Below are 15,299 nucleotides of genomic sequence, written 5' to 3' on the forward strand. Positions count from 1 at the left end.
GCTCAGCTATTGGCGGGGGCGGGGCTGTCGAGGAAGCTCTGGATCGAGTCGACGCCCATTTCCTTGGCGTTGAACAGGCTTTCCAGCTGCTCGCGATTGTTGACCAGGCCCTTGGCGCGGATGATGCCGCGATTGTCGAGCAGCACGGCAAAGGGCAGGCGCGAGACGCGATAGGACACGCCCAGGTCGCTCGACACCACATAGGGGAAGCTGCCCAGATCCGCCGTTTCGATGAAGCGCTGATGCTTGGCCACGTCGCCATCGCTGGCCAGAACCACGTCGAGCCACTTGTCTTCCGCCTGGCGCACCGAACGCAGGATGGGCAGCAGCTTCTTGCAGACCGGGCAGGTGGGCGAGAGGAAGAACACCAGCGTCGAACGGTCGGGCCGCGGACCGATGGCCACAGTGCCGCCGGTCAGGCTGGGCAGGCTGAACAGCGGGGTCATATCGCCGATGCGCGGGCCGGCATCATTGACCAAGGCGCCCATGGGAGAGACGCGTTCATAGAGCACGCCGATCTGGCGGGCCATGGCGAACAGCGCGACGATAAGGCAGAGCACGACGACCCAGAGGACGCCAACTGCGAGGATGAGTGCATTCATTTCCATTGTCCTTGTTTCCGCGCCTCAGCGCCGCAGCCGCATGACGGCAGTGGTGGCCATGATCTGCTCGATCAGCAGATAGCCCACCCACAGGATGAAGCCGCTGACCAGCGCGGCCGCTGCCTCGCTGAGCGAGAGCGCATAGGGCGAACCGACCAGGCAGAGCGCAGCGATAGCGGCGAGCACGCCATTGCGGCCCACCAATTGCCAGCCCAGCGGCTGCACCGCGCCGCCACAGCCGCATTCGATGCGGTCGCGGCCCCGATTGATGTTGATGCCCATGCCGGCCGCATAAAGCCCGAGCAGGGCGATAGCGAGTATCGCGCCAGCCACGTTGCCGCCCGGCGTGAGCAGCACGACGACGACCAGGACTTCGAGGCCTGCCAGCACCATTGCGGCAAGGTTCACCCTGCCGGCGGGCATCAGGTCATAGTCGGCAACGAAGCCGGTGAACGCCGTGAAGTCCGAGAGCTTGTGCCAGGCCGCCCGGGCGAACAGCAGGGCGATGAACGCCGTTGCCGTCGCCGCGACCAGGCTTGTCCAGGCCGCCTCCATCACGGACCTGCCACGACGACGGTGGCAAAGCCGGTGCCGTCACCCGAGCCCGTCTCTTTGAGCGCAAACCTGGCCTCTGGATCGACGGCATAGCGCACCACGGTGCTCTCTTCCTCATTGAGCCCGAACAGCACCGGGACTTCGCCATCGGTGACCTTGATCGAGATCAGGCCATGCGCCGCAGACTGGTAGAGCGCCTTGCGCGCCTTGACGTCATAGGCCCAGATTTCCTCGGACGCGTTTTTGTGGCTGCCGTCATAGGCCTCGGCATGCATGGTCACGAACAGCACGCCATTGGCGTCGTTATAAGTGAGCAGATTGTAGCCGCCCGGCGCCCAGCCTTCGACCTGGCCTTCGGTGATCGAGAACTTGTCGGTCTGCGTGATCGTGCCGGTCGCGTCCGACAGCAGATAGACATTGCCGTGATAGGAGATGAAGGCCAGATCGGTGCCGATGCGGTCGGAGGCGACAAAGATCGGGTCGGTGTCGGCGTCGAAGATTTTCGCGCTGATGGTCTTTTCCGCGGCTGCGCCATCGGCGCCCACATCAAAGCTGGCAAAGGTGCCATCGCCACAGATCGACGAGAAACTGTGGCCCTCGAGCGAGGGATAGATGCCCCAGCAACCCGGCGTCGCCACTTCCTGAACCACGCTACCAGCCGCGACATCGACCACCGTGACTGAGGTCGCCGGTGTTGCGTTCTGCACATAGACGAACTTGCCATCGGCGCTTTGCGCCAGCAGCGGTTCATAGGCGGCGACCATGGCGGCCTTGCCCGGCAGCAGGATTTCCTTGGTGATGGAGAGCGTATTCACGTCATAGACGTTGAGCACCTGCTCGATCGGCCCATAGGTATAGCGCTTCATGAAAGTGGATTGCGCATAGGCCGTCTTGCCATCGGGCGCGACCAGCAACTGGATGATGGCGCCCGCCGTCATATTGCCCTTGTTGGTCAGGTCATCAGCCGAATAAACCTCGATCGAGCTGGCCCCGCCCCATTCCTGCTTCCCAACGAAAATATTGGGTCCCGGCTCAATGGCTTCCTTCACCGAAAACGTCTCGGGGACGAATTCGGCCTCCTGCGCCATCACGGGAAAAGTCAGCATGGTGGCGCAGCACAGCGCACTGGCAGCAAGCAGCTTGGGTTTGATCATGCCATGGGTCTCCAATCGTCGGAGGCCAGACTAGGAAGGCGCCATGCCGGCCGCTATCCACTCCAAACCGATTGAATGGCTAATTTATAGGCAATTGTGTTTATTGCTCAGTCTGTGCGCGCCTGCTACGGATAATGCGTAGCCCATAGCGATCATCATGCCCAAAGCCTTCGCCGCTGAATTCTTCGACGCCACCGAACAGGAAACCGCCTTGCCCGGCTGGGAGCAGCGTTTTCTGCAACTGGCGCCCAACCGCTATCACGGGCGGGTCGACTATCTGGTGATGCCGGGCATTTCGGTGATGCGCGAACGCGTCAACACCACCATCGCCCAAACCATCATGACGCCCAGGGACAGCGTCACCTTCGCCTTCACCGTCAATGACGATGCGCATTGGCAGATCAATGCAATGCCGCTGTGTGGCGTCACCTGCAGCGTCATTACCGGTGGGCTGGAATGGGTCGCCGTCTGTCCGGGCGGCTATGACATCGTGTTGGTCACCATGCGCGCGGACCAACTCGGCTGGGAGGTGCGCTCCGGCTTCAACGTGCTGTCGGGCTACGCGATGAAGGCGTGCCTGCATTGGCTGCTCGGCCTGCTGCCCAATGCGGCGGGGCCGAGAGAATCGGCCGACGAGCTGACCGAGCTATTGCCCGAGATCCTTATCGAGCAACTCGCCAGCCTCTATTTCAACTCCACCCAGCTGGAATGGCCCGGCCCCAGCACCAGCCCGGATTATTCCTCCTTCCGCCGCCTGCAAGCCCGCACATGCGGGGAAGGGGACATGCCCCTCTCGATTACCGCGCTCGCCGCCGACACCGGCATGACGCACCAGTCGCTGCATGAGACGGTGCGCAACACCCTGGGCATCAATGCCAGTGTCTGGCTCAAGCAATTGCGGCTCGACGGCGCCCGCCGTGACCTGCTGCAGGCCGGACGCACCGGCCGCACCGTTTCGGAAATTGCCCTGCAATGGCGCTTCTGGCACCTCGGTCGCTTCGCCAAATATTACAGCGCCCAATTCCACGAAACGCCGTCGGAGACATTACGGGCCACAAGGTTAGTGCGAGCCTAGGCGCTTGAGGTGGTTTCCGGCGCCGCCATTCTGGCTGCGCAGCATGGTGGGATTCGACTAGCGGGCTAATTGCCTGCGATAATCGCGGCAAGCGTGCGCAGCGCCGTGCGCAGGCTCGATTCCGGCATGCTCGCATAGCTGAGCAGCAGCGTGCTCTCCTCGGGCGCGTCATCGAGATAGTGCCCGCGCAGGAAGCTCAAGCCCATGCCCCGCTTATTGGCGGCCTCACTGATTACCGCTTCGTCGAGACGCCGGGGAAAGCGAACATTGGCGTGCAGGCCGGCCGAGATGCCGCTGATCTTCACCTCCGGCAATTCGTCTGTGATGACAGCAAGAAGCGCTTCGCGGCGATCGCGATACAGGGCGCGCATCTTGCGCAAATGGCGATCATAGTCGCCGCTCGTGATAAACTGGGCGAGCGTGAACTGCTCAAGGCGGCCGCGGCCGCAGTCCATCAGCCGCATTTCATCTTCGAACGCCAACAGCAGATCGGACGGCGCCACCATCCACCCCAGCCGCAGCGCCGGGCCGAGCGTCTTGCTCGTGGTGCCGGCATAGACGACGTGATCGGGCGCCAGGCCCTGCAATGCGCCGATTGGCGCCCGGTCATAACGAAACTCGGCGTCGTAATCGTCCTCGAGGGCGATGGCATTCCTTTGCCGCAGCCAGTTGGCGAGCGCCAGGCGCCGCTCCCCGCTCATCACCACCCCGGTTGGCGATTGATGGGCGGGCGTCAGCAACACCGCCTGCGCCGGGCTTTTAGCGAGCGCTGCAACGTCGATGCCGTTTTCATCCACCGCGATGGGCAGCAGCTTCAATCCGGCCGCCAGCCAAACCTCCCGGTCGGAATAGCCCGGGTCCTCGACCGCCAGTTCCGTCACGCCACGACGTTTCAGTGTCCGCGCCATCAGGGCCCGGGTCTGCTCGAAACCGCTGGTGATCAGGATTTGCCGGGGATCGGCGCTGACGCCGCGCACGCGTCCTAGATAATCGGCCAAGGCCTGGCGCAGGGGCAATACGCCATAGCGCTGCCCATAGCCGAAATCGTTGGGCGCCATGATTCTGAGGGCGGCCTCGGCCGCCTTCAGCCAGCGCGCCGAGGGAAAGCTCGCCAGGTCCGGAATGCCGGGCCGGAAATCATAGCGGAAGGTGAGGGTCAAAACGCTCTCGGGCGGCAGATCCTGGATCTGCTGTCGCGGCGCGGTGTCGGCCACGCGCGGCGCTGCCCCCTGGCGCAGGGCAAGGTAGCCCTCGGCGGCGAGCTGGGCATGGGCCTCCATCACCAGCGGCCGCGAAATGGCCAGGTCGCGGGCGAGGTCCCGTGTCGATGGCACTTCGCTCCCCGGCCGCAACATGCCGCCACGGATGGCATCACGCAATTGGCGTTCCAACTGCGCCTGCATGGAGGCCGGCCCGTTGCGGTCCACACTGATCAGCAATTCGGCGTCGCGACTGGACAAGTGTTTCCTCCTCAACTGGTCATTAAATGCCTGACCAGTTTGCCATAGCTTCATCCATGCCCGCTAGGGCTTCAAATCAAACCGTTGGAGCAGCAAATGAGCATCCTCGATGTCACCCCCGCCAACCAATCCGTTGAGTTCCCCCTTGTCCGTGTCATCCATGCCATCGGCCGCTGGGTCGCCGCCAGTCGAGCAGCGCGCGCCAAGCGCACTGCATTGCACAGCCTGCTGTTTGCACCCGAGCACCGTTTGCGCGATCTCGGTATTACCCGCGAGCAACTGATCCAGATGATTGAAACGCAACATCGCTAAACCTCATAACCGACCAAAGGAGCGCAAGAATGGGCAAGCTGACCTATGGCATGATCATGTCGCTCGATGGCTTCCTCGCCGACGCCTCGGCCTATTTCGACGACGAAGTTCTGGGTTTCATCAATGATGAAGCCCGCACCTACGGCACCGAGATTTATGGCCGGCGCATGTATGAAGAGATGGTCTACTGGGAAACCTACGAGCCGAAATCGGGCGGGAACGGTTTCGCGGACGAATTTTCCCGCATCTGGAAAGGGTTCGACAAGCTGGTCATCTCCTCGACGCTTGAACGCACCTCAAGCGAGAAAACGCGGCTCCTGCGCGCCTTCGAGCCGGAAGAAATCCGGCGCCTCAAGGCGGAATCGACCGGGCATATCTCGGTCACCGGTCCGACGCTGGCCGCGCAATTCATCAAGGCCGGATTGATCGACGAGTACGCGCTCTATGCCGTGCCCGTGGTCCTGGGCGCGGGCAAGCCGGTGTTCAGGGATCTGGAAGCGCAACTGGATCTCGAACTCATCGAAGAGCATAAGTTCGCCTCGGGCATGGCCTTCCTGCGCTATGCTCCCCGTAACAAAGCCAAATAGATCGCGACTCCCCACATTTAGGTCAGCACCACGTGCTGGGTCAGCTCCTCAATCGTGGTGTCGGCCTTGGCCACGTCGAACACCTTGGTACCGTGGCTCATGATCACGAAGCGGTCGCACACTTGGTAGGCGTGATAGAGATTATGCGTGACCAGCACGCTCGATACCCCCTCCGATTTGAGCTTGAGCACCTGATGCAGCAGCGCCTCGGTTTCGCGGACCGATAGCGCCGAAGTCGGCTCATCGAGCAGCAGCACCCGGCGCTTGAAGAACACGGCGCGGGCAATGGCGACGGCTTGTTTTTGCCCGCCGGACAGGTCGCCGACCAGCTTGTCCGGCGAGTCGATCCCCGAAATATGCACCGCGCTTTCCAGCACCTGCATGGCGATCTCGCGCATCTGTCTGAGATCGAGAAAGCCGAAGCGGCCGGTCAATTCGCGGCCCAGAAAGATATTGCGCGAAATGGAGAGGCAATCGACCAGCGCGGTATTCTGGTAGATCGTCTCGATGCCCGCTTCGGCGCTGTCGCGGCGGCAGCTGAAATCGTGCCGTTGGCCATCGACCGAGATATAGCCGGAATTGGGCTGGTGAATGCCCGAAAGCAGGTTGACCGTGGTCGATTTGCCCGCGCCATTGTCGCCGAGCAGGCCCACCACTTCGCTGTGGCCGACTTCGAAGCTGAGATCGGTAAGGGCTTTGAGCGGCCCGAAGGTCTTGTTGATATTGTGCAGGGCCAAGAGACTCATGCGGCGGCTCCCCGGCGATCCAGCCCGTGATTGAAGATCGAGGCCATCACGATCAGCGTGGCTATGAACATGTCGAGATAGAAGCCCGGTGCCCGCATCAGCAGCAGCACGTCGGTAATGGTGAAAATCAGCATCACGCCCAGAAAGACCCCCAGGATGGAGCCGCGCCCGCCGCGCAGGGACAGCCCGCCGATGACGCAGGCCGCGATGGCCTGCAGCTCGAGCCCGGCGCCCTGGCCCGGCTGCACCGAGCCGACCCGCGTCGTGGCGAGAATTCCGGCAAAAGCCGCCATGAAGCCGGCAATGGCGAAGGCCATCAGCTTGATAGCATTGGTATTGACCCCGATGGCGGTCGCGGCCGAGCGGTTGCCGCCGGTGGCAAAGACATGGTTGCCGAAGCGATGCCGGTGCAGCATGGCCCAGAAGACCAGGCACAGCCCGATAAACCAGATGAAGGCGGCATTGATGCCGAGCAGCGTGCCGGAAAACAGCGCGTTGAACACCGGATTGGGATCAAAGCGCACCTGTACCGCGCCATTGAGCAGCAGCACCGCGCCGCGCCAGAACAGTAGGCCACCCAATGTCACGATGAAGCTGGGCAGGTTGAAGCGCAGCGTCAGCGCGCCATTGAGCAGGCCGATCGCAGCGCCGATGAGCAGGCCCGCGGGCGCCGCGAGGAAGGCGTCGACGCCATTGCCGACCAGCATGGCCATGACGATGGCGGTGAAGGTGTAGACCGAGCCGATCGACAGGTCGAATTCCCCGGCAATCATCAACACACCGGCGCCCAGTGCCAGGCACCCCAGCACCGGCACCGAGCGCATCATGATGCCCATATTGGCTGATGAGAGGTAGCGGAAGTCGTCGGGAAACAGCAGCCCGGCGGCGATGCAGCCGATTTGCACGGCAACAAAGACCAGCAGAATGGCGCCTGCCGGCATGGTGAGCAGCGCATGCAGGTTCTGGGCAGCCGTTCGCCTGGGCCAGGCGGCACGATGATCGATCATCTCGGTCACGGTCATATCCGGTTGTGAAAAGGGAATGGCCCCGGCCCGAAAGCCGGGACCGGCCGATCAGCGATAAGTGCCGATAAAGGGCTTCACGACGCCGATGCGTTCCTGGTTGAGGAAGGCACCCTGGCCGGTATCGACATCGGTCGGGGTCAGCCCATACCGGGCGGCCATGGCGATCTGGGCGATCGGATAATAGCCCTGCAGATAAGGCTGCTGGTCCATGGTGGCGAACATGGCGCCGGATTCCACCGCATTGACGATTTCGACCGCCAGATCAAAGCCGCCGAACGGCACGTCGGCACCGGCATCCTTAATGGCGCCGGCGCCAACGGTGGAGGTGACCGAACCGGTGCCGAACACCGCCTTGATATCCGGATTGGCGATCAGCGTCTGGGCCATGATGTTCTGCGCCTCGGCCGGATCGAGGCCGGCGCGCACGGTTTCTACCGTGATGCCATGCTCGCTCATGGCCTTCTCGATGCCGCCGCCCCGAGCCACCGCAAAGCTGGCCTCGGGAATTTCGCGCGGATTGAACACCACGTCGCCTTCCTTGAGATCGAAGGCCTCGATCATGCGATTGCCCAGTTCATACCCCGAAGCAAATTCATCCATGCCGACATAGGCCTGGCGGCAATTGCCGTTCGCGCCCTCGAGGTCGTCATTGTTGAAGCCGATGACCACTATACCGGCTTCGACGGCGGCGCAGATGCTGTCGTCAAAGGCGTCGGAGCTGGAAATGGCGACAGCGATGCCATCGACGCCCGTGGCTACCGCGCTCTCGATCAGGTCGTTCTGGCGGACCGGATCGTTATTGGCATATTGCACGTCCAGATCGACATTGAAGGCGGCCGCGGCGTCCTGGGCGCCCTTCACCACCGGGTTGAAGAACTGCACGCTGGGATCGAGATAGATGATCATGGTTGCCTTGACCTGATCATCCTGGGCCGCGGCGCCACCGATGGTGGCGAACAGGGCGCAGCCGGCCAGTAAAGCGGCTTTCGACTTGGTCAAATTCATCGCTTAATCCTCCCTTGGATCTGTGACGGGTCCTCCTCAGGTCCCGTTCCGGACGGCGCATTCCGACCAAAGATCGCGCCGCCCGAATGCGTGTCTCCCCGCTTCAGCTCTTCCTCAATGCTGGAACCAGGGTTGGCCCCGCCCAAGCGTCATGTGCAGACCCTTGAACTGGGAATATTCGTCAAAGCCAAAGCGCCCGAGCTCGCGGCCGGTGCCGCTTTTTTTGTAGCCGCCAATGGGTAGCTCGGGCGTGCCGTCGATCACCGAATTGATCCAGCACCGTCCGGCCCGCAGCTTGCGCGTGGTCTGGATGGCGTTCTCGAGGTCGCGCGACCAGACACTGGCCGACAGGCCAAATGGCGTACCATTGGCGAGGGCGACAGCTTCCTCGGGCGTGTCGAAACCAATGGTGGCGAGCACTGGCCCGAAGATTTCCTCCTGGGCGATGGCCATGTCGGGGCGCACCTTGTCGAAAACCGTCGGCGCAAAAAAATTGCCCGATTTAGCATCGACCATGTCGCCGCCCAGCAGCAATTCGGCGCCTTCATTGATGCCGGCGGCCACATAGCTCGCCACCTTTTCGAGATGATTGCGGGTGACCATGGCGCCAAAGCGCGTACCGGCGCCGAGCGGATCGCCAAAGGGCAGCTTGCGTGACAGCTCCAGCACCCGTTCGAGCAATGGCTGGCGAATTGAATTCTCGACGATCAATCGGCTGCCGGAAATGCAGCACTGCCCGGCATTGTGATAAACGCCATAGGCAATGCCATCGGCGGCAGCGTCCAGATCGGCATCGGCAAAGACGATCTGCGGCCCCTTGCCGCCCAGCTCCAGGCCCACCCGCTTGACCCCCGCGGCCGCCAGACCGGCCAACGTGGTGCCGACACGAACCGACCCGGTAAAGGCCAATACGTCGACCCGCGGATCCTCGGCCAGCACTTGCCCCACGGCAGGGCCATAGCCGGTGATGACGTTGAACACCCCGGGCGGCAGGCCCGCCTCAACAGCCAGTTCGGCGAGACGGATAGTGGTGCCGGAGGTGAATTCGCTCGGCTTGACCACGACAGTGCAGCCCGCGCCCAGCGCCCACGGCACGCGTTCGGAGACGATGATGAAGGGGAAATTCCACGGCGTGATGATGCCGACAACGCCCGCCGGCTCCCGCAACACCAGGCCGAGGCGGGACTCGCCAATAGCATTGTGGGTTGAACCCTCAAGCCCGCGCGACTGGCCCGCGGCATAGTTCCACAGGTCAGCGCAATAGCCGATCTCCGCCTTGGCCTGTTCCAGGGGCTTGCCGGTTTCGAGGCATTCGATCAGGCCGAGTTCGTCGACATGTTCGAGGATTTTGGTGGCAACGGCATGCAGGATTGTCGAGCGCTCCGCGCCGCTCATCCGCGGCCAGGCACCAGTGTCGAAGGCGCGCCGCGCCGCGGTGATGGCAAGTTCGGCGTCGGCCGCACTACCCGCCGGCCATTCGCCAACGGCCTTGCCGCGATGGCCGGGGCTTTCGCGGGTGATGGTTTCGCCCGACTGCGCATCGACCGATCGACCATCGATCAGCATGCGATAGGCGCGTTTACTCGCCAGCCGCGGATCACTAAGGTTCGGCGCGACGAAATTGTCCTGAAAGCGTGACTGCATGGATATCGCCATGGCGGGCTGAACCCACCTCCTCGAATAGATTCGGACGTTTCTATGCGTCCTGTATGGAATTGTATGGTACCGTATGGCGCATTGACACAAGCTGTCAATGGCGTGGGCGAGATGTAATATGACTCTTGAAATGCAGGTGGCTGAGAGCGGTGAAAGTGCCGCCGCCTCGATCGAAAAAGATCTGCGGCGGGCGATCATCGAGCTGGAATTGTTGCCGGGCTCGCGCCTCAGCGAACAGGATATTGCCACCCGCCTCGGCGTGTCGCGGCAGCCGGTGCGCGAGGCCCTGATCCGCCTGGCCAATTCACGATTGATCGAAATCCGCCCGCATCGCGGCACGGTCGTGGCACGCATCTCGGCCAAGGAGATGACCGAGGCGCTGTTCGTCCGGCAGGCCGTGGAACTGGCCGTAGTCGCCAAGGCCGCGCAGAGCTTTGACGCATGGCAACGCAAGCGCATAGCCAGTCTGTTGATCAAGCAGGAAGAAGCGGCGGCCAAGCTCGACCATGCCGGCTTCCGCGACCATGACGAGGCGTTTCATTTTGCCATTGCACAGGGAGCCGGGGTCGGCATTGCCTGGATCGCCATTGCCGATATGAAGACGCATATGGACCGGGTCTGCAACATGACCTTGCAGAGCGAGGCGGACATGGTGCGTCGCGTGCGCGAACACCAGGACATCATGGCCGCCATCGATGGACACGATGTCGAAGGCGCCCAACGCGCCATGGCCCAGCACCTGGGCAGTATCCTAGATGACCTGCCCGACCTGGAAACACGGAACGCCAGCCTCTTTATCTAGGCGGCGACCGGTTTGGGATATAAGGCTATTTCATATCCCCCAAACGCTGCCCTTCGGCGTCGAAATAATGGGCGCCTGCCGCATTGATGGTGAGGGTTACGTCCTCGCCATTGCGGGTTTTGGCGTCGCCGGCGCCTTGCACCAGCACGGTCTGCTCATTGGCGAGGCGGACATAGATGAAGACTTCGCTGCCCAGGTATTCCACCAGGGTCACCTTGCCGGGCAAAGTCAGATCGCCTGATGTGCCAAGGCTGAGTTGTTCAGGGCGGATGCCGATGCTGATGGGGCCATTGGCGGTGATGTCCTGGGGCAGGGCGAGGCCACCCAGGCCCGCAATATCGGCCTTGCCGCCTGCGGCCTGTGCGTCGAGCATGTTCATCTTGGGTGAACCGATGAAGGTCGCGACGAATTTGTTGCGCGGGAAATTATACAGCTCGTAGGGCGTGCCGACCTGCTCGATATGGCCCTTGTTGAGCACGACGATACGGGTGGCCATGGTCATGGCCTCGGTCTGGTCGTGCGTCACATAGATCATGGTGGTGCCCAGCCGCTGATAGAGGCCGGCCAGCTCGACCCGCATCTGCACGCGCAATTCGGCATCGAGATTGGACAAGGGTTCATCGAACAGGAATAGCTGCGGTTCGCGCACGATGGCACGGCCGATGGCGACGCGCTGTTTCTGCCCGCCGGAAAGCTGGCGCGGCTTGCGCTCCATCAGCGGCTCGATCTGCAAAATGCGGGCAGCGTCGGCGACGCGGCGTTCGATTTCGGGCCTGGGCATCTTGAGATTGGAGAGGCCGAAAGCCAGGTTCTTGCGCACGCTCATATGGGGATAGAGCGCGTAGGACTGGAACACCATGGAGAGGTTCCGCTGGGAGGCGGGCAGGTCGTTGACGATTTTGTCGCCGATGGCGATGACGCCATCATTGATGTCTTCGAGCCCGGCGATCATGCGCAGCAGGGTGGACTTGCCGCAGCCGGAAGGGCCGACCAGCACGAGGAATTCGCCCGACTGAACCTCGAGGTCGAGGCCATGGATGATGGGCACGTTGCCATAGGTTTTCTTGACGTCGCTGAGAGTGACAGAGGCCATTGGTTTGGTCCTTGATGGGTATCGAGCGCTATTTCATGCCGCTCATGGCGATGCCGCGGATGATGAAGCGCTGGAAGATGACGAAGAACAGGATGATGGGCAGGATGGAGAGCACCGACATGGCAAACATCTGGCCAAATTCGGAAACGCTGTCCTGGCTGAGGAACATCCGCAGGGCGAGGGGGACCGTGTAGTCCTTGATATCGTTGAGATAGACCAGCGGCCCCAGGAAATCTTCCCAGGTCCAGATGAAGGAGAAGATGGCCGCCGTGGTCATCGCCGGCAGCGAGAGCGGCAGGATGATGGCCCAGTAAATCTTGAAGGGGGAACAGCCATCGATCATGGCCGCCTCATCCAGCTCGCGCGGCAATTGGCGGAAGAACTGGATCATCAGGAAGATGAAGAACGCGTCCGACGCGAGGAACCGCGGCACCACCAGTGGCAGGTAGGTGTTGACCCAGCCCAGCTGCAGGAAGGTGAGGTACTGCGGGATGAGCACGACGTGATAGGGGATCATCAGTGTCATCATCATCAGCGCGAACCAGATAGTCTTGCCGGAAAATTCGAGCCGGGCGAAGGCATAGGCGGCAAACGAGCATGAGATGACATTGCCGATCACCGACAGCACGGTCACCACGGCCGAATTCCAGAAGAAATTGGTGAAGCTGACCGGCAGGGCATTCCAGCCGCTGGTGTAATTGGACCATTGCGGATCGCTGGGGATGAGCCCGAGCTGGCCGAAAATCTCGTTATTGGGCTTGAGTGAACTCGCGACCATCCAGAGCAGCGGATAGATCATCACGAAGGATGCCGCGATCAGGAAGACGTGCTTGAGCATTGCCGCGCGTTTGGCACGGACGGCACGATCAGCGCGGAGCTGAGCGGACACAATGGCGAGATCGGCGAGGCGGGTCGAAGTTGCGTCGGTCATGGCCTAGCCCCTCTCATTTTCGTAGTGGACCCAATATTTCGAGGTCCAGAAGGCGACGGCGGTGAAGGCGGCGATGATGACCAGCAGGACCCAGCCCAGCGCAGAGGCATAGCCCATGCGGAAATAGCTGAACGCCTCGTTGAACAGGTAAACCGTGAAGAACAGCAGGCTATCGAGCGGGGCGCCGGTGCCGCCCGAAATGATGAAGGCACCCGAAAAGGATTTGAACGCTTCGATCATCTGCAGCACCAGATTGAAGAAGATGACCGGGGCCAGCATGGGCACGGTGATGGCGAAGAATTTCCGGCTGGGCGTGGCGGCGTCAATCTCGGCCGCTTCGTACAGGTCCTGCGGGATGGCGCGCAGCCCTGCGAGGAAGATCAGCATGGGCGAGCCGAACTGCCAGATGGCGAGCACGACCAGCGTATAGAGCGAATAATTGGGGTCCGAGAGCCAATAGGGACCCTGGATGCCGAATACCCCGAGGGCCGAATTGATCACGCCATCGGCGTTGAACAATTGCCGCCACAGGATGGCCACGGCGATGGAGCCGCCCAGAATGGACGGCAGGTAGAACAGGGCGCGATACCAGCCGACCGCGCGAATGCCCTTGTCTAGCAGCATGGCCACGATCAGCGCGAAGATTAGCTTGGCCGGCACCGAGAGCACGACGAAAAGGAAGGTGACCTTGAGCGACTGCCAGAAACGGTAGTCGAACTCGAACATATATTGGAAGTTTTCGAGCCCGACCCAGACCGGGGCATTGACCGCGTCATAATCGGTGAAGGCGAGATAGAGCGAAGCCAGGATCGGAAAGATCGAGAGCAGGAAAAAGCCGATCAGCCAGGGTGTGAGAAACACATAGCCCGGCCAGCTGCGGCGTAATTTGGATCGAATAGACATTCCTGTCATCCTTGCGTCGTGAAGCTATGGCCCGCCGGGAACGTCCCGGCGGGCCAATTTGGTTAGCGGGCGCGGCGGCGGATGCCTTCGGCTTCGCGGCGGATCTGGTTGGCGACATCGGGGATGGGCGCTTGGTCGAGCAGTACGGCCACGGCGACACGCTCGAACATGGCTTCGATTTCCTGTGCGCCGGAGGGCGGCGGCGGCGCCAGATCCATGGTCTTGCCCTGAATGCCGTCAAAGAAGGCGACCGAGGTCGCTTCGATTTCGGTGAGCTTGGGCTGCAGTGCCGCGCGCACCTGGGCATTGGCGGGAATGCCGCGCTCAAGGCCGAGCACGGCGGTCATTTCCGGGTCGTTGACGAAGGCGCTCATATAGGTCGTGGCCGCTTCCGCATCGACCGTGTCACGGCTGAGGCAGATGAACTGGCTGGGCTGGATGATCGAGCCGGGGATCATTTCGGGCGTATTGGGAAACATGGCCGCGCCGACCTTGTCCTGCATGAGGTTTTGCACGCCCACCATCTGGTTGCTCCAGGCGTAGGAAATCGCAGTCTGGCCGGTGACGATGCCCCAATTGGAGAGTTCGGCCCCGACCAGACCCGCCGAAACCTGGCCCGGCGGGGTGGCGCCGGCCGCACGCAGGTCGGCCCAGATGGCAAAATAGTCGGCGATGGTTTCGGCCGAAGCGCCGAAATTACCCTCGTCGTCAAACAGGCGCTCGCCGCGCTGGTGCACATAGTCGGAGAAGTTCTGGTAATCGGCGGTGTTGTCGTCCGTGCCGAAGACGCCGGTGGCCTTGGTGACTTCGCCGGCGACGCGCTTCAGATCGTCATAGGTCCAGCCGAAGGGATCGAAACTGATGCCGGCAGCGTCGAACAGGCGGGTATTGTAGAGCGAGACGTGCGAATTGGCGCCGATCGAGAGAGCATAGAGCTTGCCATCGACCCGGCCGGCGGACAGCGCGCTTTCGTCTATCTGGGAGATGTCGAGCGACTTTCCGACGAACTCATCGAGCGGCAGGATGGCGCCGCGATTGATATATTCGAACATCACGCCATAGCCCATCTGGATGGCGTCGGCCATGTTGCGGCCGGCAATCTGGGTGGTGAGGCGGGTGAAGTAATCGGCCGAGCCAAGGGTTTCGCCAGCGACCACGATGCCGGGGTTCTTTTCGTTGAACAGGCGGATGACTTCGAATGTGCGCTTGTCGCGCTCCGGGTTGCCCCACCAGAAGTGGCGGATGCGACGATCCTGGGCGAAGGCAGAATTGCCCGTGGCCGACAGGATTGCTGCGGAGCCGGCCGCGGCGGCGGCTGTGCCGAGAAATTTGCGTCTATTGAATGTGCTCATGGATACCTCCCATTGTGAGCTACGTACCTCATCGTCGGCGT

General features: G+C 62.1%; 16 protein-coding genes. 4 read left to right on the plus strand and 12 right to left on the minus strand.

Annotation, left to right across the window (positions count from 1 at the left end):
- Positions 1-2: 2 nt before the first annotated feature.
- From mauD to ACI3KW_RS12645, 3 genes are read right to left on the minus strand one after another with little or no spacing between them, the layout of a single operon-like run.
- Complete coding sequence (gene mauD / locus ACI3KW_RS12635) at positions 3-602, minus strand: methylamine dehydrogenase accessory protein MauD (RefSeq protein ID WP_404848376.1); 600 nt, start codon at positions 600-602, stop codon at positions 3-5.
- Positions 603-626: 24 nt separating this feature from the next.
- Positions 627-1,157 (minus strand): MauE/DoxX family redox-associated membrane protein, encoded by a 531-nt coding sequence (locus ACI3KW_RS12640; protein ID WP_404848377.1) that lies wholly within the window; start codon positions 1,155-1,157, stop codon positions 627-629.
- Entirely contained in the window at positions 1,157-2,311 is a 1,155-nt protein-coding gene (locus ACI3KW_RS12645; protein WP_404848378.1) for an amine dehydrogenase large subunit, read from the minus strand. Before ACI3KW_RS12645 ends, ACI3KW_RS12640 begins: the two co-directional genes overlap by 1 nt.
- Positions 2,312-2,468: 157 nt before the next feature.
- On the opposite strand from ACI3KW_RS12645, the gene ACI3KW_RS12650 reads away from it, so the two are divergent.
- A complete protein-coding gene (locus tag ACI3KW_RS12650) occupies positions 2,469-3,386 on the plus strand; it encodes a helix-turn-helix domain-containing protein (RefSeq protein WP_404848379.1) in 918 nt (305 codons plus the stop codon).
- A 65-nt stretch (positions 3,387-3,451) separates the two neighbouring features.
- On the opposite strand, the gene ACI3KW_RS12655 is transcribed toward ACI3KW_RS12650, so the two are convergent.
- Entirely contained in the window at positions 3,452-4,846 is a 1,395-nt protein-coding gene (locus ACI3KW_RS12655) for a PLP-dependent aminotransferase family protein (RefSeq protein ID WP_404848380.1), read from the minus strand.
- 96 nt (positions 4,847-4,942) lie between these two features.
- On the opposite strand from ACI3KW_RS12655, the gene ACI3KW_RS12660 reads away from it, so the two are divergent.
- Positions 4,943-5,158 (plus strand): hypothetical protein, encoded by a 216-nt coding sequence (locus ACI3KW_RS12660; protein ID WP_404848381.1) that lies wholly within the window; start codon positions 4,943-4,945, stop codon positions 5,156-5,158.
- 29 nt (positions 5,159-5,187) lie between these two features.
- Positions 5,188-5,745 carry a dihydrofolate reductase family protein gene (locus ACI3KW_RS12665; protein ID WP_404848382.1) on the plus strand — a complete coding sequence of 186 codons (558 nt, stop codon included), beginning with the start codon at positions 5,188-5,190 and terminating at the stop codon, positions 5,743-5,745.
- Positions 5,746-5,762: 17 nt separating this feature from the next.
- Here ACI3KW_RS12665 and ACI3KW_RS12670 read toward each other — a convergent pair whose 3' ends face one another.
- From ACI3KW_RS12670 to ACI3KW_RS12685, 4 genes are all read right to left on the minus strand, one after another.
- Complete coding sequence (locus ACI3KW_RS12670; protein WP_404848383.1) at positions 5,763-6,491, minus strand: ATP-binding cassette domain-containing protein; 729 nt, start codon at positions 6,489-6,491, stop codon at positions 5,763-5,765.
- Positions 6,488-7,432, minus strand: a complete 945-nt coding sequence (locus ACI3KW_RS12675) for an ABC transporter permease (protein ID WP_404848481.1) — start codon at positions 7,430-7,432, stop codon at positions 6,488-6,490. Before ACI3KW_RS12675 ends, ACI3KW_RS12670 begins: the two co-directional genes overlap by 4 nt.
- A 132-nt stretch (positions 7,433-7,564) precedes the next feature.
- Complete coding sequence (locus ACI3KW_RS12680) at positions 7,565-8,521, minus strand: substrate-binding domain-containing protein (protein ID WP_404848384.1); 957 nt, start codon at positions 8,519-8,521, stop codon at positions 7,565-7,567.
- A gap of 114 nt (positions 8,522-8,635) precedes the next feature.
- A complete protein-coding gene (locus ACI3KW_RS12685) occupies positions 8,636-10,165 on the minus strand; it encodes an aldehyde dehydrogenase family protein (protein ID WP_404848385.1) in 1,530 nt (509 codons plus the stop codon).
- Between the two features lie 130 nt (positions 10,166-10,295).
- On the opposite strand from ACI3KW_RS12685, the gene ACI3KW_RS12690 reads away from it, so the two are divergent.
- Positions 10,296-10,979: a GntR family transcriptional regulator gene (locus ACI3KW_RS12690; protein ID WP_404848386.1), complete on the plus strand. Its 684-nt coding sequence runs from the start codon at positions 10,296-10,298 to the stop codon at positions 10,977-10,979.
- 25 nt (positions 10,980-11,004) lie between these two features.
- Here ACI3KW_RS12690 and ACI3KW_RS12695 read toward each other — a convergent pair whose 3' ends face one another.
- Genes ACI3KW_RS12695 through ACI3KW_RS12710 form a run of 4 tightly spaced genes read right to left on the minus strand, consistent with a single transcriptional unit; the run spans position 11,005 to position 15,258 of the window.
- The gene (locus ACI3KW_RS12695) at positions 11,005-12,072 is read right to left on the minus strand and encodes an ABC transporter ATP-binding protein (RefSeq protein WP_404848387.1); all 1,068 of its coding nucleotides are present in this window, start codon (positions 12,070-12,072) and stop codon (positions 11,005-11,007) included.
- 28 nt (positions 12,073-12,100) lie between these two features.
- Positions 12,101-13,003: a carbohydrate ABC transporter permease gene (locus tag ACI3KW_RS12700; protein ID WP_404848388.1), complete on the minus strand. Its 903-nt coding sequence runs from the start codon at positions 13,001-13,003 to the stop codon at positions 12,101-12,103.
- Between the two features lie 3 nt (positions 13,004-13,006).
- Positions 13,007-13,915 (minus strand): carbohydrate ABC transporter permease, encoded by a 909-nt coding sequence (locus tag ACI3KW_RS12705; RefSeq protein WP_404848389.1) that lies wholly within the window; start codon positions 13,913-13,915, stop codon positions 13,007-13,009.
- A 53-nt stretch (positions 13,916-13,968) separates the two neighbouring features.
- Positions 13,969-15,258, minus strand: a complete 1,290-nt coding sequence (locus ACI3KW_RS12710; protein ID WP_404848390.1) for an ABC transporter substrate-binding protein — start codon at positions 15,256-15,258, stop codon at positions 13,969-13,971.
- Positions 15,259-15,299 lie beyond the last annotated feature (41 nt).

Origin of the sequence: Devosia sp. ZW T5_3, assembly GCF_044987315.1 — a bacterium.
In the GTDB taxonomy this organism is placed as follows: Bacteria; Pseudomonadota; Alphaproteobacteria; order Rhizobiales; family Devosiaceae; genus Devosia.